We start from the raw sequence: 24,156 nt of genomic DNA on the forward strand, positions 1-24,156 counted from the left end.
CCGGATCCTTCCGGCCGGGGTTCGGCCGTTCCCGGCTTACGGGCGGGCAAGGATCCGGCGTAGGGCGCGTTCGAGGGTGGCGGCCGGGTCGGGGGCGGACCCCGCCGACCGCCAGGCGACGAACCCGTCGGGTCTGACCAGTACGGCGCCGCCGTCGCCAACGCCGTACCGTCGCCGCCAGGTGTCTCGCAGGTCCTTGAGCTCGCCGCCGATCAGGTGCGGCGCCAGCCGTACGCCGAGGCGGTCCCTGATCGCGCGGCCCGCGTCCACCCACGGCTGGCCGTGCCGGTCGGCCAGCAGCACGAAGCCCGAGCCGAACAGGTCGATCGTGGAGATCGGCCGGCCCTCCCAGTCGAGCTCGACGTGCGGCGCCCGGCTGCCGGGGCGGCCGGTCGGGTGGCGGGGGTCCTCCATCGGCGAGCCGTCGTCGCCGGGCTCGGTCAGCGTCGCGGCCGAGTGGTAACGGTAGCCGAGGAGGGCCCCCACCGGGTCCTCCATCGGCTCGGGGTAGCCGATGCGCGCCTCCGGCGGCATCCGCACGCCGAGGTTGGCGAGCTGCGCGTCGGCGGTCAGCACCCCGACGGGCCTGCGCTCGGCGTCGTAGCTGTCGAGGAAGTCGGGGCCGGCCTGCCCGGTGATCACCAGCCACAGCCGCCAGGCGAGGTCGGCGCCGTCCTGCAGCGCGGTGCTGCCGCCCTGCCCGCCGGTCGGCGGCATGGTGTGCGCGCAGTCGCCGGCCAGGAAGACGCGGCCCTTGCGGTAGGTGTCGGCCAGGATGTGCCCGATGGGGAAGCTGGCGGAGTCGATGAGGCGGACGTCCAGGTCGGGGACGCCGACGGCGCTCCTGATCAGCTCGACGCGGCGGTCCGGGGTGAGCTCGCCGAGCGTGGGGGAGTCGTTGACGGCCACCACGTGCGCGCCGACTCCCGTGCCGGTGATGACGGCGCCGGTCATGGTGTCGTTCTGGATGTACCAGAGCGTCACCTCGCGGTCGCGGACCAGGTCGGTGAGATCGGCGTCGAACATGATCGAGTGCATGCGGTATAGCTCGCCCTTGCCCCCGGCCGGGATGCCGGTCATCTCCCTGACGGCGCCCCGGTGGCCGTCGGCGGCGATCAGGTAGTCGGCGTGCACACTCGTCTCGGTACGGCCGGAGCGGATCAGCGCGGTCACGCCCACGGCGTCCTGCTCCAGCGAGACGAGTTCGGTGCCGAAGCGCAGGTCGGCGCCGAGCACTTCGGCCTGGGTGCGCAGGATCCGCTCCACCTCCGACTGCGGCGCGCCGATCTGCGGCACGGGCGTGGCGTCGGCGAGGAAGGCGAAGTCGTCCTGACCATGGATGATCATGTTGGGCGACGGGTCGGCGAGGCTGGTGGCGATGGCGATGCGCGTGCTGTCGCCGATGCCCTCGGAGATCTCGGCCAGCGACCGCTCCAGGCCGGGGACGGGCCGCATCAGCTCCAGGGCGCGCGGCCCGACCCCGAACGCCTTGGGCTGGACGGACGTGCCGGGGTGCCGTTCGACCAGCATCACCGGCACGCCCCGCCAGGCCAGCATCATCGCCGCGCTCAGCCCCGCGTATCCGGCGCCGACGATGAGGACGGGCACTCGCTCGTGGTCCATGTCCCGTACCACCTCTCGCATCGAGACAACGCGACATATCGCGTCCTGGTGAAGACACGATATGACGCGTTTCGCGAGACGGTCAAGACATATCGCGTTTTAGAGGTGCCGCTCCAGGGACTCGACCTTGGCGGTCATGCCGTCGGTGACGCCCTGCCGCAGGTCGGCCTTCAGGACCAGGCTCACCCGGGGCGCCACCTCCGCCACCGCCTCGACGGCCCGCTTGACGACGTCCATCACCTCGTCCCACTCGCCCTCGACGGTGGTGAACATGGCGTCGGTGCTGTTGGCCAGGCCGCTGTCGCGCACGACCTTGACCGCGCGGGCGACCGGCTCCGACACCCCCTCGCCGACCCCCAGCGGGGTGATGGAGAACGCGACGATCATCCGGTGCTCCTTCCAAGGAAACAGCACCGGCGCGGCACCCCTGCGGGGGCCGCGCCGGTGAACTGGGCTGTCAGGCTCAGTGCTCGTGGCCGTCGTGGTCGTGCTCGTCGTCCTCGTCGCTGGGACCGTCGGACGGCTCGACACCCAGCACGGCCTCGCGCGGCTCCACCTCGTCCACGTGCTCGATCAGCGAGAGCACGTGGTCGGGCTCGATCAGCCACTGCAGGGCGGACGCGCCGGTCTCGTCGGAGCTGACCAGCTCGGCCTGCTCCTTGCGCTCGTCGTCGTCGAGGTCGGCGTCCGGGTGGCGGATCTCGGCAAGTGCCGCCGCCTGAAGGGCCGCGACATCCAGCACCTCAACGGTCAGCTCGACCGTGAGGCGCAGGTACTTCTCTTCATCACTCATGGTGAAGATGCTAGGGGAGCTTCCACTCCACGGGAGCCGCGCCTTGCTGTTCCAGCAGCTGATTGGCCCTGCTGAACGGCCGCGAGCCGAAGAATCCGCTCCGCGCGGACAGCGGCGAGGGGTGGGCCGACTCGATGCGCGGCACCTGGCCGAGCATCGGCGCGAGGTTGCGCGCGTCCCGGCCCCAGAGGATCGCCACCATCGGCTTGTCCCGCGCGACCAGCGCCTTGATGGCCTGCTCGGTGACCTCCTCCCAGCCCTTGCCGCGGTGCGAGGCGGGCTTGCCCGGCATCACGGTGAGCACCCGGTTGAGCAGCAGCACGCCCTGCTCGGTCCACGGCGTCAGGTCGCCGTTGGAGGCCCGGGGCAGCCCGAGGTCCGTCTCCATCTCCTTGTAGATGTTGAGCAGACTCCCCGGCAGCGGACGCACATCGGCGGCCACCGAGAACGACAGCCCGATCGGGTGTCCGGGGGTGGGATAGGGATCCTGCCCGACGATCAGCACCTTCACATCGTCGAAGGGCTGGTTGAACGCGCGAAGCACGTGGGGGCCCGCCGGAAGATACTGCCTTCCTTCGGCGATCTCGGTGCGGAGGAACTCACCCATCTGGGAGATCCGCTCGGACACCGGCTCAAGGGCCTTGGCCCACCCGGCTTCTACGACTTCATTGAGGGGACGACCGACCATGACCGAACACATTAGCGGTGTCTGGTACGGCTTGTGCACGAATCCAGGATGGCGCCCGCCCGCCCCCGTAGAAGGCGGGCGCCTGACGACCGGCTACTTGACCGAGCCGGCCATCATCCCCTGGACGAAATACCGCTGGAAGGCGAAGAACAGCACCAGCGGGATGATCAGCGACAGGAACGCACCGGACGAGAGGATGTCCACGTTGTTGCCGAACTGCCGCATCTGGGACTGCAGCGCCTTGGTCATCGGCTGCGAGCCGGTGTCGGCGAAGACCAGCGCGATGAGCAGGTCGTTCCACACCCACAGGAACTGGAAGATGCCCAGCGAGGCGATGGCCGGCTTGCCCAGCGGGAACACGATCGTGGAGAAGATCTTCCACTCGCTGGCGCCGTCCATCCTGGCCGCCTCCAGCAGCGAGGAGGGAATGCCGACGAAGAAGTTGCGCAGCAGGAAGATCGCGAACGGCAGCCCGAAGGCCACGTGGAACAGCACCACGCCGGGGATCGTGCCGAAGATGCCCACCTTGCCGTACAGCCCGGCGATCGGGATCAGTGCGATCTGGATCGGCACGATCAGCAGCCCGACCACGACCAGGAACACCGCGTCCCGCCCGGGGAAGTCGATCCAGGCGAACGCGTAGGCCGCCGCCGCCGCGATGCCGATCACCAGGACCGTGGTCGGCACGGTGATGAGGATCGTGTTCCAGAACGACGAGGTGAAGCCCGAGGCGAGCAGGTTGGAGTAGTTGTCGAGGGTGAGTTTGGCCGGCCAGGTGAACAGGCCGTCGAGGATGGCGAGGAACCAGTTCTGCTGGTCGGAGGCGAAGATCGCCCACCAGCCCTCGGCGTTGTTGGTCGGGGTGTCGCGCATCGACACCACGAGCAGGCCCAGGGTGGGGACCAGCCAGAACAGGCCGATCAGGATCATCACCACTTGGACGATCACATTGCCGAGCAGGTCGACGATCCGGCCCAGCACGCCGCGCTGGGGAGCGCCCACCGCTGTGGAGGTCACGACTGCTCCCTTCGGAACCGGCGGATGTTCATGATCATGAAGGGCAGCACCAGGATGAGCAGGAAGATCGCGAGCGCGCTGCCCAGGCCCTGGTTGTTGCCGCCGCCGAAGGACACCCGCCACATCTCCAGCGCGACCACGTTCGAGTCCGGCTGGACCGAGCTGGGCGCGATGATGAAGACCAGGTCGAACACCTTCAGGGTGTTGATGATCATCGTGACGAAGACCACCAGCAGCACCGGGGAGAGCAGCGGCACGGTGATCTTCCGGAACACCTGCCACTCGGTGGCGCCGTCGATGCGGGCGGCTTCGAGGGCGTCCCGGGGGATGCCCGCCAGGCCGGCCGCGATGAGCACCATCGCGAAGCCCGCCCAGACCCAGACGAACGCGCCGATGATGGCGGGGGTGATCAAGGTGGGGCCGAGCCAGGTCAGCCCGCCGAAGGCGGCCTCGAAGTTCGACTGCGGGAGTCGTACGACGTAGGAGCCGGCCGGTAGGCCCTCGAAGCGGAAGGTTCCGTCGGAGGCCGTGGTGGCGGTGCCGGCGACGGCGCCGCCCTTGACCGCTTCCACGGTGACCCCCGGCAGGCCCTTCTCGGTGGCGTCTACCTCGCCCGCCTTGCCGCCGCCGCCCGCGGTGAAGTCGAGCCAGACGGTGCCGCTCAGCGCGCCGTCCCCGGGGGCCGCGCGGGCGGGCGCGGCGTCCTTGGGCACGTTCTCCGGCTTGATGCCGACGAGCGGTACCAGCACCGGCGTGCCCGCCTGGACCTCCTGCCTGGTCACCACGGTCTCGCCCTGCCGGACGACCGGCGAGGCGTCGTTGTCGCGCGGCCTGGCGTCCGGGTAGCCGGACTCGCCGGAGAAGACGCCCGCCATGGTCGAGATCACCGCGTTGGCCATCCCCCGGTCCGGGTCCTGCTCGTAGACCAGGCGGAAGACGACGCCGGCGGCCAGCAGCGAGACGGCCATGGGCATGAACACGATCAGCTTGAACGCGGTGGCCCACTTGATGCGCTCGGTGAGCACCGCGAAGATCAGGCCCAGTACGGTGACCACGAGCGGGGCGACGACCACCCAGATCAGGTTGTTCCTGAGCGTGACGAGGGTGGCCTGGTCGGTGAAGATCGTCCCGAAGTTCTGCAGGCCGACGAAGATGCCGCCCGAGGCGTCGAACAGGCTCCTGATGAGCGAGTAGACGATCGGGTAGACCACCCAGACGCCGAGCAGCAGCATCGCGGGGAGGACGAAGAACCAGGCGATCAGCGGGGAGGGGCCCAGGCGGGCGCCCTTCGCCTCAGGGGCGGGGGCGGGGGAGGCCCCGCGCGACTCGTCGTCGCGCGGGTCCTGCGGGCCGTTCAACCGATCGGTCACGGCCTCGCCCCTCTACTTCCAGGCCTTAGCGGCCTCGGCCTCGAGAGCCTTCTGGGCGCCCTTGACGTCGGCGGGGTCGCGCAGGAAGTCCTGCAGCACCTTCCACTCGCCCTTGCCGTCGGTGCCGCCGAAGGCGCTGGGCGCCAGGTCCGACATGTCGTAGCGGACCGACTCGCCGGCCGTGATGATCGTCTGTGCGAGCTGCTTGGTCAGGTCGCTCGGGTAGTTGTCGGGCGAGACGTTGCGGTTGGGCGACAGGTAGCCCGGCAGCTTCGCCCAGACCTCGCCGCCCTCCTTGGAGGCGAGGTACTCCAGCAGCGCCATGCCGCCCTTGGAGTCCTTCAGCGCCACCGCGACGTCACCGCCGAGTACGACCGGCGCGGTGTCCCCGGCCTTCGGGAACGGGAAGACCTTGGCCTCCTCGCCGACCTTCACCCCGGACTGGGCGACCGAGACGGCCACGAAGTCCGCCTCGATGATCATGGCGGCCTTCTTCTGGTCGTAGACCTTCGTCACGCAGGTCGGGAAGTCGGTCTGCAGGGCGCCGGTGTTGCCGCCCTCGATGAACTCCTTCTTGCCGAAGATCTGCGCCATCTTCTCCAGCGCGGTGGTGACGCTGGCGTCGGTCCACGGGATCTCGTGCTTGGCGAGCTTGTCGTAGTTCGCCGGGCCCGCCGTGGACAGGTAGACGTTCTCGAACAGGTCGGTGAGCGTCCAGCCGGAGGCGCCGCAGAGGGAGAACGGCGCGGTGCCCGAGTCGGCGATGGTCTGGGAGGCGGTGATCATCTCGTCCCAGGTGGTGGGGGCCTGCACGCCGGCGTCCTGGAAGGCGCTGTCGCGGTACCAGACGGTCGACTTGTGGGCCGCCTTGACCAGCACGCCGTACACCTGGCCGTCGGCCGAGCCGAGGTCCTTCCAGTAGGGCGTGTAGTTCTCGTCGATCTGCTTGGTGACCTCGGGGGTCAGCGGCTTGAGCGAGTTGGCCTTGGCGTACTGCTGGACCAGGCCGGGCTGCGGCAGGATCGCGACGTCCGGCGGGCTGCCGCCGGTGATGCGCGGGCCCAGGTAGGCGCCGGTGTCCTCGCCGGTGGAGGCGTAGGTCACCTGGGCGCCGGTCTTGTCGGAGAAGGCCTTGAGCACCTGCTCGAAGTTCTTCTGCTCCTCGCCGGTCCACTTCGCGGCGACCTCGATCTGGACGCCGTCGAGGGGTTTGGCGGCGGGGGCCGCGCTGGAGGGGGCCGGCTGGGCGGGGGTGTTCGTGGGGGCGTTGCCGCAGGCGGCCAGGGCCACCGCGAGTCCGGCGACCGCCGCCGCATGGGTCTTACGCATGTTGCCTGCCTCAAATCACTGGGTTCTGATGATCTCGGCGAGTTCCGCCTTCATCGAGGCCGCCAGGTCGGCGGTGTTCTCGGTGAAGGGCGGGGTGAGAGCCTTGGCGACCGAACTGGCGATCACCAGGCTCAGCTGGTTGTAGTTGGCGCTGGCCGGTCTCGGTCTGGCCGAGAGGATGCTCTGCTTGAGCACCGGCAGGTAGGGGAAGCGCTTGATCAGGCCCGGGTCGTCGTAGAGCTCGGCCCAGACCGGAGGGAAGGAGCCCTCGGTGAGCACCCGGCGCTGGTTGTCCAGGCCGGTGAAGTAGCGGATGAACTCCTGTGCGGTGTTCTGCCGTTTGGAGTAGGCGCTGATGGCGAGGTTGACCCCGCCGAGCGAGCTGACCGCGGGCCCGTCGGGGCCCGGCAGCCTGGTCACCCCGAACTTGCCGCCGACCCGCGAGCGGGTGGCGGGGCCGTAGGCGTGCGGCCAGTTGCGGGCGAAGACGAGCGTGCCGTCCTGGAAGGCCAGCCGCGACTGCTCCTCCTTGTAGGCGAGCGAACGCCGGGGTATCCAGCCTTCGCGCAGCCCCTGGGTGAAGAAGTCGAGCGCGGTCTTCGCCTTGGTCTCGTCGAGGGTCACCCGGGTGCCGTCGGGACTGAGGATCTCCCCTCCCGCCGACTGGACGGCCTCGGCGAAGTTCACGGTCAGCCCCTCATAGGCGAGAAACTGCCCCGCATACCCCCCGATGTCATGCTTTTTCGTGATTTCTTGGGCTTTTTGGCGGAGTTCCGCCCAGGTCTTCGGCGGCTGCCTCACCAGGTCCTTGCGGTAGTAGAGGAGCCCGGCGTTGCTGGTATACGGCACCGCCCAGAGCTTCCCCCGGTAGACGGCCGTCTGGACGACCGGCGGCAGGAACCTGTCGAGCGGGAACAGCCCGCGCTCCAGAGGGATGATCCAGCCGTTGTCGGCGAACTCGGCCGTCAGCACCACGTCGAGGCCGAGCACGTCGTAGCGGTCGCTCCTCGCCTGCAGGTTGGCGACCATCTGCGCCCGCTGCTCGTCGGCCGCCTCGGGCAGCTCCAGCAGCGTCACCTTCTCGCCCGGATGGGTCTGGTTCCAGCGGTCGAGTAACGGCTGCAGGTAGTTCGTGGTGTCCCGCCCGGTGACCAGGGTGATCGGACCCTTGCCGCCGGTGCCGGGATCGTTCACGCCCTCCTCGCCGCCCGCCGCGCACCCGGCCGTCAGGAGGACGGCCAGAACCAGCGAGAAGCGGGAAAGCACGAATGACCTCCGGGTTTCGAGGTGATTACATACATGTTAGGTAGATGCATTCATGTTATGCACGGCGCTAATCTGGACGTCAACGGATATCTCCGTAACGCTCGCGTAACAGAGGAGGTGGGGCGTGCGGTTGCACCTGCTGGCGCTCCTCGCCAAGGAACCTGCCCATGGCTACGAGCTCAAACAGGCCCTTGAACAGACGTTCGGCACCGCATACCCCTCGCCCAACATCGGTCAGATCTATGTGACGCTGGGCAGGCTGGAGAAGGACGGCCTGGTCAGGGCCGTCGACGTGGAGCAGACCAACAGGCCGAACAAGAAGGTCTACTACCTGACCGCCACCGGCCGCGAGGCCCTCCACACCTGGGTGGACGAGCCGACCGAGGGGCCGCGGGTGCGCGACGAGTTCTTCATGAAGCTCGTCCTCGCCCCGCTCACCGGCATCGCCGACCGCATGGCGCTGATCAACCGGCAGCGCCGCCACTACCTCGCGCTGATGCGCGACCTCAACGACCTAGCCGAGGCGACCGACGCGGGGAATCGGGTCGCGCTCCTGCTGATCGAGGGCGCCATGCTGCACCTGCAGGCCGACCTCGACTGGCTCGAACGCTGCCAGGAGGACCTTTCGTGAGCGCTGTGCTGAAGACCGTCAACCTCGTCAAGATCTACTCCGGCGGCGCGGTGCCCGTGCCCGCCGTACGCGGGGTGGACCTGGAGGTCGGAGAGGGGGAGTTCGTCGCGGTGATGGGGCCATCGGGCTCGGGCAAGTCGACGCTCGTGCACATGCTCGGCGGGCTCGACGCGCGCACCAGCGGTGAGATCTGGCTGGACGGCCGGCGGGTGGACACGCTCTCGGAGAGCGCGTGGGCGCTGCTGCGCCGCCGCAAGATCGGCTTCGTCTTCCAGTTCTTCAACCTGGTCGCCACCATGACCGTGGCCGACAACGTCGAACTGCCCGCGCTGCTGGCCGGAGCCTCCGCCAAGGACGCCCGCGAGCGCCGGGAGTACCTGCTCGGCGTGCTCAACCTGACCGAGCGCGCCGACGCGGCGCCGGGCCAGCTCTCCGGCGGCGAGCAGCAGCGGGTGGCGCTGGCCCGCGCGCTGGCCAACAAGCCCAGCCTGCTGCTCGCCGACGAGCCCACCGGCAACCTCGACAGCCGCAACACCCGCGACGTGCTGCGCCTGCTCGGCGAGGTGCACCGCGACGGGCAGACGATCGTCATGGTCACCCACGACGCCCGCGTCGGCAGCCTCGCCGACCGCGTCGTCTCCTTACTCGACGGCCAGATCGTCGACGACGGGCGGATCACCCGCAGGCGGCCCTCCGCCCGCGCCGGCGCGGGCGAGGTCATCGACCTGCGATGAGCACCTATCGGGCGGGCAGCCGGTGGATCAGGGCGGACCTGCGGGCCAGGCGCGGGCAGGCGGTGCTCACCGTCCTGGCCGTGGCCGGCATCGTGGCCGCGCTGATCACCGCGGCGACCCTGCTGGAGGACGGCACCAACCCGTGGCGCGGGCTGTTCGACCAGACCAACGGCGCCCACCTGTGGATCCACACCAAGGACCGGCCGCTGACCGCCGCCCTGGGCGGGATCGACGGCGTCACCGAGGTCGCGGGGCCGTACCGCTCGGCGCCCGTGACCGTCACGCGGGACGGCAGGAAGTCGCCCGCCGCGCTGCGCGCCATGCCGGTGACGCTGCCGCAGGTGGCCCACCCCGTGGTGACCGAGGGCGGCTGGCTGACGCCCGCGCAGCCCGACGGCGTGGTCGTCGAGCGTTCCTTCGCCCGCGAGCTCGGCCTCACGCTGGGCTCGCCGGTCACCGCCACCGCGCTCAGCGGCTCGCGCCACGTGCTCTACGTGCGAGGCCTGGCCGACTCGGCCGAACAGGGCTTCTACCCTGAGTGGCCGCCCGGCCTGGTCTGGGTGCTGCCGGAGAAGCTGAACCAGGTCGAGCCCAAGTTCGCCCGCAGCGAGTGGGTGACCGGTCTACGCCTGGCCGACCCCGAGGCCACCCAGTTCGCCGCCCAGCGGGTCGTGGTCATGCTGGAGGAGGAGGTTCAGCGGGTCTTCACCTGGCGCGAGGTGCGCGCGGCGATGGAGCTGGACAATCGGCTGCTTGGCACGCTCCTGGCGCTGTTCGGCGTGGTCGGCATGGTCGCCGCGGCGCTCGCGCTGGCCAACGCGGCCGGCGGGCGGGTGCTCGGCCAGTTGCGCGACCTGGCCACGCTCAAGTCGATGGGGTTCACCCGGCGCCAGATCGCCGGGCTGCTGCTGGTCGAGCACGGCGCGCTGGGCCTGCTCGGCATCGGGCTCGGGCTGCTGGCCGGGTGGCTGATCCTCACGCTGGTGCTGGGCACGCCGTCGGTGGCGCCCGTGCCGCTGCTGGCGACCACCGCGGGCACCTCGCTGGTCGTGCTGGTCGCCGTGGGCCTGCCGGCCTGGCGCGGCGGGCGCACCCCGCCGATCCCGGCCGCGCCCGCCTCCCCGCCGCGCGGCCGCCTGTCCCGCCTGGCCCGGCTGGCCTTCCTGGTACGGCTCCCGCCCGCCCTGGTCCTCGGCACCCGCGACGCCTTCACCCGCCGGGTGCCCGCGATGCTGACCCTGGTGGGCCTCGCCGTACCGATGATGATGATCACCATCGCGCTCGGCTTCTGGACCACGCTGGACAACTTCCTGGCCCACCCCGAGCAGGTCGGGCAGCACGCGCAGCTCACCGTCAGGCCGGGCAAGCTGCCCGCCGACGCGGCCGAGCGGATCGTGGGCGACGACCGGGACGTGGTTCGGGTCTTCCCCGGCGCGGAGGTGAACGCGCTGGTGCCGGGGCAGGCCCGGTCGATCAGGGTGCGCGCGCTCGGCGGGTCGGCGACGCCGTACCCCTTCCCGGTGGTGGAGGGACGCATGTACGCCGACACCGGGGAGGCGGTGGCCGGGCAGGGATTGCTGGATCTGCTGAAGGTGCGGATCGGCGACCGGGTGTGGCTCACCGTGGGCGGTACCCCGCTGATCGTGCGGATCGTCGGCAGGACCGTCGAGCCCGACCTGGACGGCGAGGTGCTCTCGCTGGGCCTGGACAGCCTGGCCGCCAAGGACGCGGTGCCGCCCCAGTTCTACGGCCTGGAGCTGCGGGAGGGGGCCGATCCGGCGGCGGTGCGCGGCCGTCTGCTGGCCTCTTCGGGGGAGGAGCTGGAGGTGCGGCGGGCGGTGAACCCGGCCGAGCGACTGGTGATCATCAGAGTGATCATCGTCGCGCTGGTCACGGTGCTGGCGCTCATCGGCCTGGCCAACCTGCTCACCGCGAGCGCGCTGGGGCTGCGCGACCACGCGCTGGACCTGGCGGTGCTGAAGGCGATGGGGCTGACGCCCCGGCAGGTGATGGCCACCCTGGTCACCGGGACGGGGTTGCTGGTCGTGCTGGGCGTGGTGGCGGGCACCGCGGCGGGCGCGTCGGTGGTGACCGGCCTGATCGACCTGCAGGGGCACACCAGCGGGGTGGGCGCGGGGATCGGCCGGCCGCCGTCGCCGTTGACGCTCGGGACGGCGATGGTGATCGCGATCGGCGCGGCCCTGGCGGTCGCGCTGATCCCGGCGCGGCGCGCGGCCCGCGCCCGGGTACCGGTCACCGCCCGCTGAACGAGGGTCCGGCCCGCGCCGGACCCTCAGCCGTCACTTCTTGAGCGCGAACCAGTAGAAGCCGTGCCCCGGCAGCGTCAGCAGGTACGGCAGGGCGCCGATCTGCGGGAAGCGCACCCCTCCGCGGGCCTCGACCGGGGTCAGGCCCTCGAAGCGGCGCAGGTCCAGCTCCACCGGCTGCGGGTACTTCGACAGGTTGTTCACGCACAGCATCAGGTCCTCGCCCTGCTCACGGGTGTAGGTGAGCACGGCGGGGTTCGACGACCACATCTCGGTGTAGGCGCCGGTGCCGAAGACCGGGTGCTGGTGGCGGATCTGCAGCATCCGGCGGGTGAAGTGGAGCAGCGACGAGGCGCTCTTCATCTGCGCCTCGACGTTCACCGCCTGGAAGCCGTAGATCGGGTCCATGACCGCCGGGAGGTACAGCCGCCCGGGATCGGCCTTGGAGAAGCCCGCGTTGCGGTCGGGGCTCCACTGCATCGGGGTGCGGACCGAGTCGCGGTCCTCCAGCCAGATGTTGTCGCCCATGCCGATCTCGTCGCCGTAGTACATGACGGGCGAGCCCGGCAGCGACAGCAGCAGCGCGGTGAACAGCTCGATCATGTCCCGGTCGTTGTCCAGCAGCGGCGCGAGGCGGCGGCGGATGCCCAGGTAGGCGCGCATGCGCGGGTCCTTGGCGTACTCCGCGTGCATGTAGTCGCGCTCCTCCTCGGTCACCGTTTCGAGCGTGAGCTCGTCGTGGTTGCGGAGGAAGATGCCCCACTGGGCGGTCTCGGGCAGCTTGGGAGTGCGCGACATGATCTCGGAGATCGGCTCGCGCGTCTCCTTCTTGACCGCCATGTAGATGCGCGGCATCAGCGGGAAGTGGAAGGCCATGTGGCATTCGTCACCCCCGGCCGTGGGGTCGCCGAAGTACTCCACGACGTCCTCGGGCCAGCCGTTGGCCTCGGCCAGCAGCACCCGGTCCGGGTAGAGGCGGTCGACCTCGGCGCGCACCTTCTTCAGGTAGGCGTGCGTCTCGGGCAGCCCGCTGCAGGCGGTGCCCTCCCGCTCGAACAGGTACGGCACCGCGTCCAGCCGGAAACCGTCGATGCCGAGGTCCAGCCAGAACCTCAGCACCTCCAGCATGGCCTCCTGCACGGCCGGGTTGTCGTAGTTGAGGTCCGGCTGGTGGTGGAAGAACCGGTGCCAGTAGTACTGCTTGCGCACCGGGTCGTAGGTCCAGTTGGACTCCTCGGCGCCGACGAAGATGATCGGCGCGTCCGGAAATCCGGTCGGTTCGTCGGCCCAGACGTAGAAGTCGCCGTACGGCCCCTCGGGGTCGTGCCGGGAGGCCTGAAACCAGGGGTGCTTGTCACTGGTGTGGTTCATCACCAGATCGGTGACGATGCGAAGTCCCCGCTCGTGCGCCGACTCGATCAGTTGCACAAAGTCCCCCAGATCACCAAAATCCGGAAGAATCTTCATATAGTCCGAAATGTCGTAGCCGCCGTCGCGGAGTGGTGACTCGTAGAGCGGCAACAGCCACAGGCAGTCGACGCCAAGCCACTCGAGGTAGTCGAGTTTCTCGATCAGCCCGCGCAGGTCCCCCGTGCCGTCACCGTTGGAGTCCTTGAACCCCCGGACGAGGACCTCGTAGAAGACTGCCCGCTTGTACCAGCGCGGATCCTCCGAGACGAAGGTCTCGGACACCGGGTCCTGCGATGGGGATGCGTTGATCATATGTCGCTCACAGAAGGAGATGTGGGCAGGACGAAGTCACCGGGTGCCCCGGCGTTTTATGTGGTGACCGCGCCGCCTGGAGTCGTCATCCCTGCGAACTCCATGCCCTTGCCGAGCCCGGATTTGTGATCCGACGCCCGCCTGTTCGCGGCGCTTACGGGCCGAACACTACCAGCCCGTCGGCCTTCCGGAACCAGCTTGCCGTGTGCTGTTCGTAATACCCACGGGACGTACGCGTAATCGTCCCGTTACCTAGCGTTCTCATTCTCGAAATGGTCAAAACGGCGGGGCTAGTTCCGGCAGGTCGTTTTCGAAGTCCGCGAGCCAGGCCCCGAACAGCACCAGGCCGCGAACCCAGAAACGGTCGTTCCATCCGGTGAACCGGGTGAGCGCGTCCGGCCCCGCCGCGACCACCTCGTGCAGCCCCTCTGACAGCAGCCCTGGCACCCGGTCGGCGACCTGAGTGAGCATCCGGTGCGAGTACTCCCGCGCCGGAGCCGCCGTCGACCGCAGCGGAACCCGCTGCAGCGGCTGCTTGACCACGTTCGTCGAGGGCAGCGCCGCGACCCGGGGATTGGCGGCGTGCAGCACCTCGCGGTAGAACCGGCCCTTGTCCTTGCGCGCCACCCCGACCGACAGCGCCGCGTCGAAGAACTCCGGATGGATGAACGGCGCCGCGAACGACGCCTCGGGCCCGACCAGGTTGACCGCCGACCGGGCGATGCCGCGCACGGTGCGCGTGTGCAGGACCGACAGCGGCAGCTCGGCGCGGTGGCCGTGCAGCATCGAGGTGGCGGCGCCGAACTGCTCGCGCACGGTGTCGGCCATCCAGGCCGCGGCCCGCTCGGACAGGAACGGCTGCGAGGGCTCGCCCAGCGACAGCGACGACAGCAGCGCGGCCTGCCGGTCGGCCTGGGTGGCGGCGGTCAGCGCGGCCCCGCTCACCATGAAGTTCTTCAGCAGCGGCCCGCCCGCCAGCCCGTCGACCAGCACCCGGCCCGAGCCGTGCACCTCCTTGGCGAACGGGGCGTACCAGGCGTGGTGCGGGGTCAGGTACTCCAGCCTGCGGGCCACCTCCAGCGCGTCGGCGGGGTAGGCGGCGGCGTCCTGGGTGATGACGCGGTGCGGGACGCCGAGTTCGCGGGTGATGGCCCTGGCGAAGGCGATGTCGGTGTCGGTGCCGTCGTCGGGGCTGGTCGTCCACGACTCCACGTCCGCGCCGCGCGCGACCGCCACCGAGCAGAGCAGGCGCGAGTCGTAGCCGCCGCTCACCGGCACCAGCAGCCTGCGCCCCTCGTAGTCGTCGTAGACGTGGTGCAGGATCTCCACGATCTCGTCCGCGCCGCGCCAGGTCTCGTACGGCTCCTGCCGCAGCCAGCGCGGCAGTCGCCGCTCGGTGGCCATCCGCCCGCCCGCCCAGACCAGCGCGCTCGCCCCCGACAGCCGCCTGACCCTGCTGTACGGCGTCGCCTCGCCCAGCGGGAAGGTCACCTGGATGATCGAGGCCCAGGCCGACCAGTCGATGTCCACCGACACCAGATCGAGCAGCGGCTTCAGCAGCGAGGAGAAGTAGACGGCCTCGCCCACCGTCGCGTAGTAGACGTCGACCAGGCCCAGCCCACCCGCGTGCAGCACGGTTCTGGCCCCGTCGGAGATCAGCCCCGGCGTCTCGTACGTCTCGGCCACCGTGATCCACTCGGCGGACCCCGCCGGGCGGCGCTCGCCCCAGGCGAAGGCGTAGGACTCGCCGCTGCGGTGGTAGGGCGGCAGCGGCGTCGAGCTGTACAGCGCGGCCTCGGGCGTCTGGAGCGCGGGCCGTACCTTCGGGCCCGCGGCGGAGAGCTTCTCCAGCACCCCGGTGTCGATCCGGCCCAGGGCGCCGCACACGTACGGCCTCACATTGAATGCCGGCCAATGCACCGAATCTCACTCCTCCGTGCCGATTACAAGCGAAAGAGTATCCTTTGCCGGGCCGAGAGAGCGGAGGTCGCGTTGAGCGAGCGGGCCATCACGAACGGGAGCTTGACGTGAGCACGGAGCTCGAAAGCACCAGGCGGGCGTTGCGTGACGCGATCGCCCAGGCCGAGCATGCCGCCGAACTGGCGCGCCTGCTCGACGCCACGCAGGCCAGGCTGGCCGAGGCGGAACGAGGCACACAGGAGCTGAAGGAGCTGGCCGAACGGCTGGCCGAGGCGGAGGAACAGCTCGACGACGAGCGGGCCGCCGCGGAGAAGCTGCGCAAGGAGCTGGCCGAGCAGCGCTACCAGGCCGAGGTGGCCAACTGGAAGCTGTCCTCGCTCAAGGTCGCGCGCTGGAGCCGGATCGGCGACGCCATCAAGACCGGTAAGAGCAACCCCGCGCGGCTGGTCAAGGGGCTCAAGGGCGCGGCCAAGCCGGTCAAGCGGCCCACCGCGCCCAAGCGCCGGCCGGTCGCCACCGGGGCCAAGGCCGCCGCCGACCGGCCGGGCGCCGCCTACCAGGCGACCAGCTCGACCAGGACCGTCGGCGGCGTCTCGGTACGGCTCAAGCCGTACCGGGTGCCGACCGGGCCGAACACCCGCCCGCATCTGACCGCCGCGGTGATCGCCGACCCGCACGCCGAGGCGCTGCTGCGCTACGAGTGGCGGCAGAGCACCGGGTTCACCCCGCGCGACTTCGCCCGCGTGCTCGCGGCCGAGGTGCCGCACCTGCTGGTGGTCGAGTCGGTCACGCAGGGGCCGTGGGCCGCCGAGCTGACCGGCGAGCCGGGCGACGGGCTGCGGGCGCTGCTGGACTGGTGCGCCGAGCGGGGCATCCGCACCGTGTTCTGGCACACCCAGGGCAGTGTGGCCGACTACGCCGCCGCGGCCGAGCTGTTCGAGCACCGGTTCACCACCGACCCGGCCGCGGGGTGGCCGCGCCTGCCGTACGCGGTGCAGCCGCGCGTGCACAACCCGCTGCCGCTGGCCGGTGGCCGCTACGACCGGGTGCTCACCCTGGAGCAGTTGCTGCCCGCCAACCTCGGCTACCCCGACGTGCTGACCTCCTACCGCTGGCCCGCCGCCGTGGAGTGCCCGCCCGGCACCCCGCAGTGGCGGCTGGCCGAACTGGCCGCCTGCGGCACCTCCATCGGTCCCGAGGCCGACTCGCGCCGGGCGCACACCGCGCTGCGCCGCGCCTACGCCGCGGGCACCATGACGGAGCGCGTCGACGAGTTGCTGGAGGCCATCGGCCTGCCCAGCGCCCGCGCCACGCTGGACGTCTCGGTGATCCTGCCGGTCACCGACGAGTCGCTGCTGGAGCACGGCCTGGCCATGGTCGCCCGGCAGTCCGGGATCGGCCAGCTCATCGTCTTCGGACCCGCGCACGCCGAGGAGCGCGCCCGCGACGTGCTGCCCGGCGTCGAAGTGGTCTTCCGCCCGCTCGACCCCCGGCTGACCACGGGCGCCATGCTCAACCGCGGCCTCGACCTGTGCGAGGCCGACCTGGTCGCGGTCATGGACCCGCGCGACGTGTACGGCGCGCACTACCTGACCGACCTCACCAGGGCCTACCTGTTCAGCACCGCCGACATCGTCGGCAAGGCCGCCTTCTACACGCACCTGCGCGGCGCCCACGCCACGCTGATCAAGCAGCCGGAGGCCGAGTACACCTACACGCCCGAGATCGCCGGGGCGACCCTGCTGGCCCGCCGCAACGTCATGCGCGGCATCGGCTTCGCCGACCTCACCGACGGCTGGGACGACGTGCTCATGCGCCAGTGCCGGGCCGACGGGGTGAAGGTCTTCTCCGCCGACCGCTTCGGCTACGTCCGCGTCCGCGACCAGGACCGCTGGCTGCTCGGCGCCGCCCAACTCGTGGAGTACGGCTCAGCCGAACCACACGCGCTCATCTAGGAGGACGCCCTTTCGGGCATCCGCGGCACCTGGCCGGGTCGCGTGGCCGGGCTAGGCTCGGGAGGGTGACACCTGAGCGGCTCGCGGCCGTGCTCGGCGAGCCGCCCGTACCCAGGGGCACGTGGCGGCGGGAGGCGACCTATGTCTCCGCCGCCGCCCTCCGCGGTGGCGGGGACGTGCTCGCCAGGGCGGAGGAGCTCGCGGGGCGGTTGCGGGACCTGCCGGGAGTCGGCGTCTCGGTCGGAGACGACGGGATGCTGACGATCACCGATGCGGTGCCCGGGGAGATCGCGGGCACCGACCCGCCGCCGGTGCCGTTCGCGGACCCGTGGCCCGACCTGCCGCGCACCTGGGAGAACCCGGGGTTCGTGGTGCGGTACGGCCACGCCAGGGCGGCGGCGGTGCGGCGCTGGGCGCGCGATCTGGGGGTGCCCCTCGACGGCTTCGCGCCCGAGGCGCTCGATCACCCGCTCGATCGGGCCGTGCTCAGGGTGCTGGCCGAGCTGCCGGGGCGCAGGGTGAGCCGTGATCCGGGGTGGGCGGCCTATCTGACCAGGTTGGCGGTGGTCTATCACGACGCGCACGAGGGGGCGCCGGCCGTACCGGTGGGGGACACGCCTGCCGGGACGGTGCACGCGGCGCGGGTGGCGCTGGCGGGAGCCGTACGGAAGGTGTTGCCAGGTCCTGACAGGTTGTGAGCGGGCGACACGAAAATATTCGGGCAGATGGCGAAATATCGTAAAAATCTTCTTGGAATTGCGGGATCGTGTCTCGATACGTGGGCAGGCGTCCCGGCCGCCTCACCGGGTCCGATAGCCTCGTTCGGGTGAGTCGATTCGCCCATCCAGCCGGGGACAGGCACGCTGAGATGCTGCCCCACGAGCGCCCGCCGCAGGCGCCCGCCGACCTCAACCGGATCAACCCGATGATCTGGCCGCGAACGTCGAGCCGGACGGATGGCGCGCTCACGATCGGCGGCGTCGACGTCCGCGACCTCGCGAAAGAGCACGGCACCCCGCTCTACGTCCTCGACGAGGACGACGTCCGCTCCCGCCTGCGCGACTACCGCAGCGCCTTCGACGGGGCCGACGTGCACTACGCGGGCAAGGCGTTCCTGTGCAGGGAGATGGTCCGCTGGGTCGACCAGGAGGGCCTGGGCCTCGACGTGGCCAGCGGCGGCGAGCTCGCCGTGGCGCTCAGCGTCGGCTTCCCCGCCGAGCGCATCACGATGCACGGCAACAACAAGTCCGCCGCCGAGCTCACCAGGGCCCTGGAGGCGGGCGTCGGCCGGGTGGTGATCGACTCCTACGAGGAGATCGCCAGGCTCGGCTACCACGCCGACCGGCTGGGCAGGCGGCCCAAGGTGATGATCCGCGTCACCACCGGCGTCGAGGCGCACACCCACGAGTTCATCGCGACCGCGCACGACGACCAGAAGTTCGGCCTGTCGCTGAACACCGGCGCGGCGGCCGAGGCCGTCCGCAGGGTCCTCGCGCTGCCGCAGCTCGAACTCGTCGGCCTGCACTCGCACATCGGCTCGCAGATCGTCGACACGGCCGGGTTCGAGGTGGCCGCCAGGCGCCTGGCCGGGCTGCTCGTGCAGATCAAGGACGAGCACGGCGTGGTGCTGCCCGAACTCGACCTCGGCGGCGGGTACGGCATCGCCTACGTCGACGACGACCTCGCGCCCGACATCAAGGAGATCGCCGACTCGCTGCGCGAGATCGTCGCCAAGACCTGCGCGGACGCCGGCCTGCCGGTGCCGAGGCTGACGGTCGAGCCGGGCCGCGCCATCGTCGGCCCCGGCGGGATCACCCTCTACGAGGTCGGCACCGTCAAGGACGTCGAAGGGCTGCGCACCTACGTCAGCGTGGACGGCGGCATGAGCGACAACGCCCGCACCGCCCTCTACGGCGCCGAGTACACCGCGGCGCTCGCCTCCCGCGAGAGCGAGGCCGGGCCGATGCTCTCCCGCATCGTCGGCAAGCACTGCGAGAGCGGCGACATCGTCGTCCGCGACCACTACCTGCCTGCCGACGTGGCGCCCGGCGACCTGATCGCGGTCGCCGCCACCGGCGCCTACTGCCGGTCGCTGGCCAGCAATTACAACTACCTGCCCAAGCCCGCCGTGGTCGCCGTCTCCGGTGGCACGTCCCGCGTGATCGTGCAGGGTGAGACCGAGGACGACCTGTTGAGGGGGCAGTTGTGAAACCGCTGAAAGTCGCGCTGCTGGGCTGTGGAGTCGTCGGCTCGCAGGTGATCAGGCTGATGCACGAGCAGGCCGACGACCTGGCCGCGCGCATCGGCGCGCCGCTGGAGCTGGCCGGTGTCGCGGTCCGGCGGCTCGGCCGCAAGCGCGACGTCGCCGTGGACCCGGCCCTGCTGACCACCGACGCCGAGGCGCTGGTCACCCGCGACGACGTGGACATCGTGGTCGAGGTGATCGGCGGCATCGAGCCCGCCCGCTCCCTCATGGTGGCCGCCATGGGCAAGGGCAAGTCGGTGGTCACCGCCAACAAGGCGCTGCTGGCCGAGGACGGCGCGACCGTGCACGAGGCGGCCCGCCAGGGCACCGCCGACCTGTACTTCGAGGCGAGCGTCGCCGGGGCCATCCCGCTGCTGCGCCCGCTGCGCGAGTCGCTGGCCGGTGACAAGGTCCAGCGGGTGCTCGGCATCGTCAACGGCACCACCAACTACATCCTCGACAAGATGGACTCCACCGGCGCCTCGTTCGGCGACGCGCTGGAGGAGGCCCAGGCGCTGGGGTACGCCGAGGCCGACCCGACCGCCGACGTCGAGGGCTTCGACGCCGCCGCGAAGGCCGCGATACTCGCCGGTCTGGCCTTCCACAGCCGGGTGACGGCCGCCGACGTGCACCGCGAGGGCATCACCGAGATCACCGCCACCGACGTGGCCTCGGCCAAGGCGATGGGTTACGTCATCAAGCTGCTGGCCATCTGCGCCCGCTCCGAGGACGGCCGTACGGTCGGCGTGCGGGTGCACCCGGCGATGATCCCGAGGACGCACCCGCTGGCCGGGGTGCGCGAGGCCTACAACGCGGTGTTCGTCGAGGCCGAGTCGGCCGGTCAGCTCATGTTCTACGGCAAGGGCGCGGGCGGCGCGCCCACGGCGTCGGCGGTCCTCGGCGACATCGTGGCCGTGGCGCGCAACCGCATCGCGGGCACCCGCGGCCCCGACGAGTCGACGTACGCCGACCTGGCGGTGCACCCGATGGGCGAGACCGTCACCCGCTGCCACGTCTCGTTGGACGTGGCCGACAAGCCGGGAGTGCTCGCCCAGGTGGCCACGCTGTTCGCCAAGCACGACGTGTCCATCCAGACGGTACGCCAGGAGGGTCACGGCGACGACGCGCAACTCGTCATCGTCACCCACCGTGCCACGGACGCCGCGCTCTCGGCCACCATGGCGGAGCTGCGCGAACTCGACATCGTCCGGGCCATCGCCAGCGTGATGCGCGTCGAGGGCGACGACGTGGCCTGACCCGGGGCTGTGTGACCTTGGGAGCGGTGTCGCCGAGATGATCGGCGGCGCCGCTCTCGATTTCGGCCGGTGAGAGAAGGGCTGCCCGCCGGTGCGGTCAGGTGGGCTCGGCCTCCAGGTAGGCGAGGACGGCCATCACCCGTCTGTTGTGATCATCCGACGGGGGCAGTCCCAGTTTGGCGAAGATGTTCGCCGTGTGTTTGCCGATCGCCTTGTCGGTGACCTGGAAGCGGGCCGCGATCGCCAGGTTCGACATGCCCTCGGCCATCAGCGCGAGCACCTCCCGCTCCCGGCCGGTCAGCCCGGCCAGCGGCTCGTCGCGCCTCCGGCGGGTGAGCAACTGGGAGATCACCTCGGCGTCCATGGCCGTGCCCCCGCCCGCCACCCGGCGGACCGCCTCGACGAACTGCTCGACGTCGCCGACCCGGTCCTTCAGCAGGTAACCGACCCCGCCCGACCGGTCGGACAGCAGCTCACGGGCGTAGAGCTGCTCGACGTACTGCGACAGGATCAGGGGCAGTCCCGGCAGCCTGCGGCGGGCCTCCAGGGCGACGCGCAGCCCCTCGTCGGTGAAGGCCGGCGGCAGCCGTACGTCGACGACCGCCACGTCCGGGCGGTGCGCGAGCAGCGCGGACAGCAGCATGGGGCCGTTGTCCACCGCCTCGACCACCTCGAAGCCGTGGGCGGTGAGCAGGCGGATCAGCCCGTCCCGCAGGAGGGCGAGGTCTTCGGCGATGACAACGCGCAAGGTAGCTCCATGGTGAGGACGCTCGGGCCGCCCGGCGGGCTGTGCACGGTGAGCGTGCCGTCGAAGGCGGACAGGCGCCGTCCGATGCCGTGCAGGCCGCTTCCGGCGGAGGGGTTCGCGCCGCCGTGGCCGTCGTCGCCGACGGTGAGGCGCATCGTGCCGCGGGCGTTGGCGCAGCCGTACCCAGGCGTGGCGCGCGTGGCTGTGCTTGGCGATGTTGGACAGGGCCTCGACGGTGGCGAAGTAGAGGACGGACTCGACCGGGGCCTCGGGTCTGCCAGGCAGGTCCAGGTCGGTCTCGACGGGGACGGGGCAGAGCAGGGTGGCGGCCTGGATGGGCGGGTGGATGCCGCGTACCAGGTCGCGCAGGTCGGTCAGGGCCTGTCCGGCCGACTCCCAGGCTTCGTCGATGAGCTCGCGGGTCCGCGGGTCGGCCGAGCTTCTGGCCAGTCCGAGGGTCATACGGACGGCGATCAGCCTGGCCTGGGCGCCGTCGTGCAGGTCGCGCTCGATCCGGCGCAGCTCGGCGGCCTGCGCGTCGACGGCGGCTGCCCGGGAGGCAGTGAGCTGCCTGATCCGCTCGGCAGACGAGGTGCCCGGCCCGAGCAGCATCTCGGTCAGCCCGGCCTGAACGCGTCCGGCGACGGCCGCGGTCATCAGGCCGAGTACGGCGATCGCGATCACCGACAGGCTCAGCGTGAGGGTCACAGCCCACCGGGCCTCGTACACCCGCAGGGAGAAGATCACGTCGAGGGCGGACAGCATCAGCGCGACCATCGCGAGGCAGGCGGGCCCGGTGATCGCGTTCATGGGCAGCCCGACGGCGGCGACGAGCCAGCGGCGGATCCTGTTCACCCCAGCAGTCTGTCCGGTCGACAACGGCGAGACAGTGGGCCCAGCCCTACTTCGCGGGTGGCGAAGCCGAGGGTGGAGGTAGACCGGACGGCCCACCTCTACCTCGTGGGTGGCGATAGGTGGGTGTAGGTCTACCTCTGGGGTGGCGAAGCCCTACCCGGGCCGGTGGGGTCGCGCGGATGGAGTGGGCGGCCCGGTGTGGAGAGGCTGGGGCGATGATCGAGATATCCGCCCTGACCAAGAGATACGGCGGCAAGACCGCCGTGGACGATCTGACGTTCGCCGTGAAACCCGGCCAGGTGACCGGCTTCCTCGGGCCGAACGGCGCGGGCAAATCGACCACCATGAGGATCGTGCTCGGGCTGGAGTTGCCCGACGCGGGCGGCGCGCTGGTGGGCGGCAGGCCGTACACCTCGCTGGAGCGTCCGCTGCGCGCCGTGGGGGCGCGCTGGACGTGGGGCCGTGCACGGGGGCAGGACCGCCCGCGCGCACGTAGCGTGCTTGGGGACCCCTCGAAGGTCGCCGGGTCCTCGTGAGGCCAAGGCTGACAGCGGTCGCACACTATGGCGCACCGGTGGGCTTGTGGCAAGACCCGGGTCGTGCTGCAGAATCTCCGACCGAAGCAAGAACCCGCGGAAATGAGGAGAGTCATGATCTCGACTGAGGAACGATATCGGAAGCGTCGTATTGAGATCGATGGGCTTGAAATGGCATACGTCGAGGAGGGAGAAGGTGATCCGATCGTCTTTCTTCACGGCAACCCGACTTCGTCGTACGTATGGCGGAATGTAATCCCGTATCTGGCGGACAAAGGGCGCTGCATCGCCCCGGATCTGATCGGGATGGGCGAGTCTGCGAAACTTCCGGCCAGCGGGCCGGGCTCATACCGCTTCGTCGAGCATCGCCGCTATCTCGATGTGTTCCTTCAGGCCCTCGGCGTACGTGAGCGGGTGGTCATGGTGCTGCAGGACTGGGGTTCGGCCCTGGGCTTCGATTGGGCGTACCGTCAGCCTTCCGCACTCCGGGGTATCGCCTACATGGAGGCGTTCGTGGCTCCGATTCCCTCGTGGAGCGACTGGCCGGAGCCTGCGATTGCGCTCTTCCAGGCGATCCGCTCCACTGCAGGTGAAGAGATGGTCCTCGACCAAAACTTCTTCGTCGACGACGTCTTGCCTGCAGGGGTGCTGCGAGGGCTGTCGGAGGCGGAGATGGCCGTCTACCGTCGTCCCTACACGGAACCGGGCGAGTCACGCCGACCGACGCTGACTTGGCCGCGCGAGGTTCCCGTTGCGGGCGAACCACGCGATGTTCACGATGTCGTCACGCGTTATGCGGAATGGCTCGCTAAGTCTTCGGTTCCCAAGCTGTTCATCGAGGCGGTTCCAGGAGCGATGTTTGAAACACACCGGGCCATCGCCCGGTCGTGGCCGAATCAGGCACACATCACGATCACGGGTGGCCACATGGTTCAAGAGGACGCTCCCGATCAAATCGGGGCGGCCATCGCCTCCTGGCTGCGAGATCTCCCCTGAAGGCCCGGCGCTCGGGTCGGTGTCACCAGACCGGGGTCGAGGAACGCAGGAACAGCCGTTAGCGGTGAGAAGGATCTTGTGAGCCAACGATGAAGGGCGTCACTCCCTAGTACGGCAGCCGCCATTCGTTAGCTGATCTGGGTGTATGCGGTGGCCAGGCGAGCGCGGCGGTGGAACCAGCGGGCTCGGGCTTGATGTCGGCGTC

General features: G+C 70.4%; 20 protein-coding genes and 1 pseudogene. 9 read left to right on the forward strand and 12 right to left on the reverse strand.

Annotation, left to right across the window (positions count from 1 at the left end; all coding sequences use genetic code 11):
- Positions 1-36: 36 nt before the first annotated feature.
- From ABZ911_RS03450 to ABZ911_RS03485, 8 genes are all read right to left on the reverse strand, one after another.
- Entirely contained in the window at positions 37-1,623 is a 1,587-nt protein-coding gene (locus tag ABZ911_RS03450) for an FAD-dependent monooxygenase (protein WP_358051356.1), read from the reverse strand.
- A gap of 99 nt (positions 1,624-1,722) precedes the next feature.
- On the reverse strand, positions 1,723-2,010 hold the full coding sequence (locus tag ABZ911_RS03455) for an MTH1187 family thiamine-binding protein (protein WP_358051359.1): 288 nt from the start codon (positions 2,008-2,010) through the stop codon (positions 1,723-1,725).
- 76 nt (positions 2,011-2,086) lie between these two features.
- Positions 2,087-2,416: a hypothetical protein gene (locus ABZ911_RS03460; RefSeq protein WP_358051362.1), complete on the reverse strand. Its 330-nt coding sequence runs from the start codon at positions 2,414-2,416 to the stop codon at positions 2,087-2,089.
- Positions 2,417-2,426: 10 nt separating this feature from the next.
- Positions 2,427-3,104 carry a uracil-DNA glycosylase gene (locus ABZ911_RS03465; RefSeq protein ID WP_358051365.1) on the reverse strand — a complete coding sequence of 226 codons (678 nt, stop codon included), beginning with the start codon at positions 3,102-3,104 and terminating at the stop codon, positions 2,427-2,429.
- Between the two features lie 93 nt (positions 3,105-3,197).
- Positions 3,198-4,121: a carbohydrate ABC transporter permease gene (locus ABZ911_RS03470; protein WP_358051368.1), complete on the reverse strand. Its 924-nt coding sequence runs from the start codon at positions 4,119-4,121 to the stop codon at positions 3,198-3,200.
- Positions 4,118-5,491, reverse strand: coding sequence for an ABC transporter permease subunit (locus ABZ911_RS03475; RefSeq protein ID WP_358051371.1), 1,374 nt, complete (start codon positions 5,489-5,491; stop codon positions 4,118-4,120). Before ABZ911_RS03475 ends, ABZ911_RS03470 begins: the two co-directional genes overlap by 4 nt.
- Positions 5,492-5,503: 12 nt before the next feature.
- Positions 5,504-6,820, reverse strand: coding sequence for an ABC transporter substrate-binding protein (locus tag ABZ911_RS03480; RefSeq protein ID WP_358051374.1), 1,317 nt, complete (start codon positions 6,818-6,820; stop codon positions 5,504-5,506).
- A gap of 15 nt (positions 6,821-6,835) precedes the next feature.
- A complete protein-coding gene (locus ABZ911_RS03485) occupies positions 6,836-8,086 on the reverse strand; it encodes an ABC transporter substrate-binding protein (protein WP_358051377.1) in 1,251 nt (416 codons plus the stop codon).
- 124 nt (positions 8,087-8,210) lie between these two features.
- Between ABZ911_RS03485 and ABZ911_RS03490 the strand changes: the two genes are divergently transcribed.
- Genes ABZ911_RS03490 through ABZ911_RS03500 form a run of 3 tightly spaced genes read left to right on the forward strand, consistent with a single transcriptional unit; the run spans position 8,211 to position 11,718 of the window.
- Positions 8,211-8,717, forward strand: a complete 507-nt coding sequence (locus ABZ911_RS03490) for a PadR family transcriptional regulator (RefSeq protein WP_358051380.1) — start codon at positions 8,211-8,213, stop codon at positions 8,715-8,717.
- A complete protein-coding gene (locus tag ABZ911_RS03495; RefSeq protein ID WP_358051383.1) occupies positions 8,714-9,451 on the forward strand; it encodes an ABC transporter ATP-binding protein in 738 nt (245 codons plus the stop codon). Before ABZ911_RS03490 ends, ABZ911_RS03495 begins: the two co-directional genes overlap by 4 nt.
- On the forward strand, positions 9,448-11,718 hold the full coding sequence (locus ABZ911_RS03500; RefSeq protein ID WP_358051386.1) for an FtsX-like permease family protein: 2,271 nt from the start codon (positions 9,448-9,450) through the stop codon (positions 11,716-11,718). The genes ABZ911_RS03495 and ABZ911_RS03500 overlap by 4 nt, the downstream gene beginning before the upstream one ends.
- 33 nt (positions 11,719-11,751) lie before the next feature.
- Here the strand turns inward: ABZ911_RS03500 and treS are convergent, their stop codons facing one another.
- Both treS and ABZ911_RS03510 read right to left on the reverse strand, forming a co-directional pair.
- Positions 11,752-13,440: a maltose alpha-D-glucosyltransferase gene (treS, locus tag ABZ911_RS03505; RefSeq protein WP_358051389.1), complete on the reverse strand. Its 1,689-nt coding sequence runs from the start codon at positions 13,438-13,440 to the stop codon at positions 11,752-11,754.
- 276 nt (positions 13,441-13,716) lie between these two features.
- Complete coding sequence (locus ABZ911_RS03510) at positions 13,717-15,360, reverse strand: asparagine synthetase B family protein (RefSeq protein ID WP_358051392.1); 1,644 nt, start codon at positions 15,358-15,360, stop codon at positions 13,717-13,719.
- A gap of 107 nt (positions 15,361-15,467) precedes the next feature.
- Here ABZ911_RS03510 and ABZ911_RS03515 point away from each other — a divergent pair, with 107 nt between their 5' ends.
- The 4 genes from ABZ911_RS03515 (at position 15,468) to ABZ911_RS03530 (ending at position 20,816) form a co-directional block, all read left to right on the forward strand.
- On the forward strand, positions 15,468-17,315 hold the full coding sequence (locus ABZ911_RS03515) for a hypothetical protein (protein ID WP_358051395.1): 1,848 nt from the start codon (positions 15,468-15,470) through the stop codon (positions 17,313-17,315).
- A gap of 65 nt (positions 17,316-17,380) precedes the next feature.
- Positions 17,381-18,013 carry an anticodon-binding protein gene (locus ABZ911_RS03520; protein WP_358051399.1) on the forward strand — a complete coding sequence of 211 codons (633 nt, stop codon included), beginning with the start codon at positions 17,381-17,383 and terminating at the stop codon, positions 18,011-18,013.
- A gap of 128 nt (positions 18,014-18,141) precedes the next feature.
- Positions 18,142-19,524, forward strand: a complete 1,383-nt coding sequence (gene lysA / locus ABZ911_RS03525; RefSeq protein WP_358051402.1) for a diaminopimelate decarboxylase — start codon at positions 18,142-18,144, stop codon at positions 19,522-19,524.
- Positions 19,521-20,816, forward strand: coding sequence for a homoserine dehydrogenase (locus tag ABZ911_RS03530; RefSeq protein ID WP_358051405.1), 1,296 nt, complete (start codon positions 19,521-19,523; stop codon positions 20,814-20,816). Before lysA ends, ABZ911_RS03530 begins: the two co-directional genes overlap by 4 nt.
- Positions 20,817-20,913: 97 nt before the next feature.
- On the opposite strand, the gene ABZ911_RS03535 is transcribed toward ABZ911_RS03530, so the two are convergent.
- Positions 20,914-21,564, reverse strand: a complete 651-nt coding sequence (locus ABZ911_RS03535) for a response regulator transcription factor (RefSeq protein WP_358051448.1) — start codon at positions 21,562-21,564, stop codon at positions 20,914-20,916.
- 396 nt (positions 21,565-21,960) lie between these two features.
- A pseudogene (locus ABZ911_RS03540) lies at positions 21,961-22,374 on the reverse strand (histidine kinase); the annotation flags it as partial.
- 260 nt (positions 22,375-22,634) lie between these two features.
- Between ABZ911_RS03540 and ABZ911_RS03545 the strand changes: the two are divergent.
- Both ABZ911_RS03545 and ABZ911_RS03550 read left to right on the forward strand, forming a co-directional pair.
- Positions 22,635-22,955 (forward strand): ATP-binding cassette domain-containing protein, encoded by a 321-nt coding sequence (locus ABZ911_RS03545; RefSeq protein WP_358051407.1) that lies wholly within the window; start codon positions 22,635-22,637, stop codon positions 22,953-22,955.
- 114 nt (positions 22,956-23,069) lie between these two features.
- Positions 23,070-23,951, forward strand: a complete 882-nt coding sequence (locus ABZ911_RS03550; RefSeq protein ID WP_358051408.1) for a haloalkane dehalogenase — start codon at positions 23,070-23,072, stop codon at positions 23,949-23,951.
- Positions 23,952-24,156 lie beyond the last annotated feature (205 nt).

The organism is Nonomuraea sp. NPDC046570 (assembly GCF_040645915.1).
In the GTDB taxonomy this organism is placed as follows: Bacteria; Actinomycetota; Actinomycetes; order Streptosporangiales; family Streptosporangiaceae; genus Nonomuraea.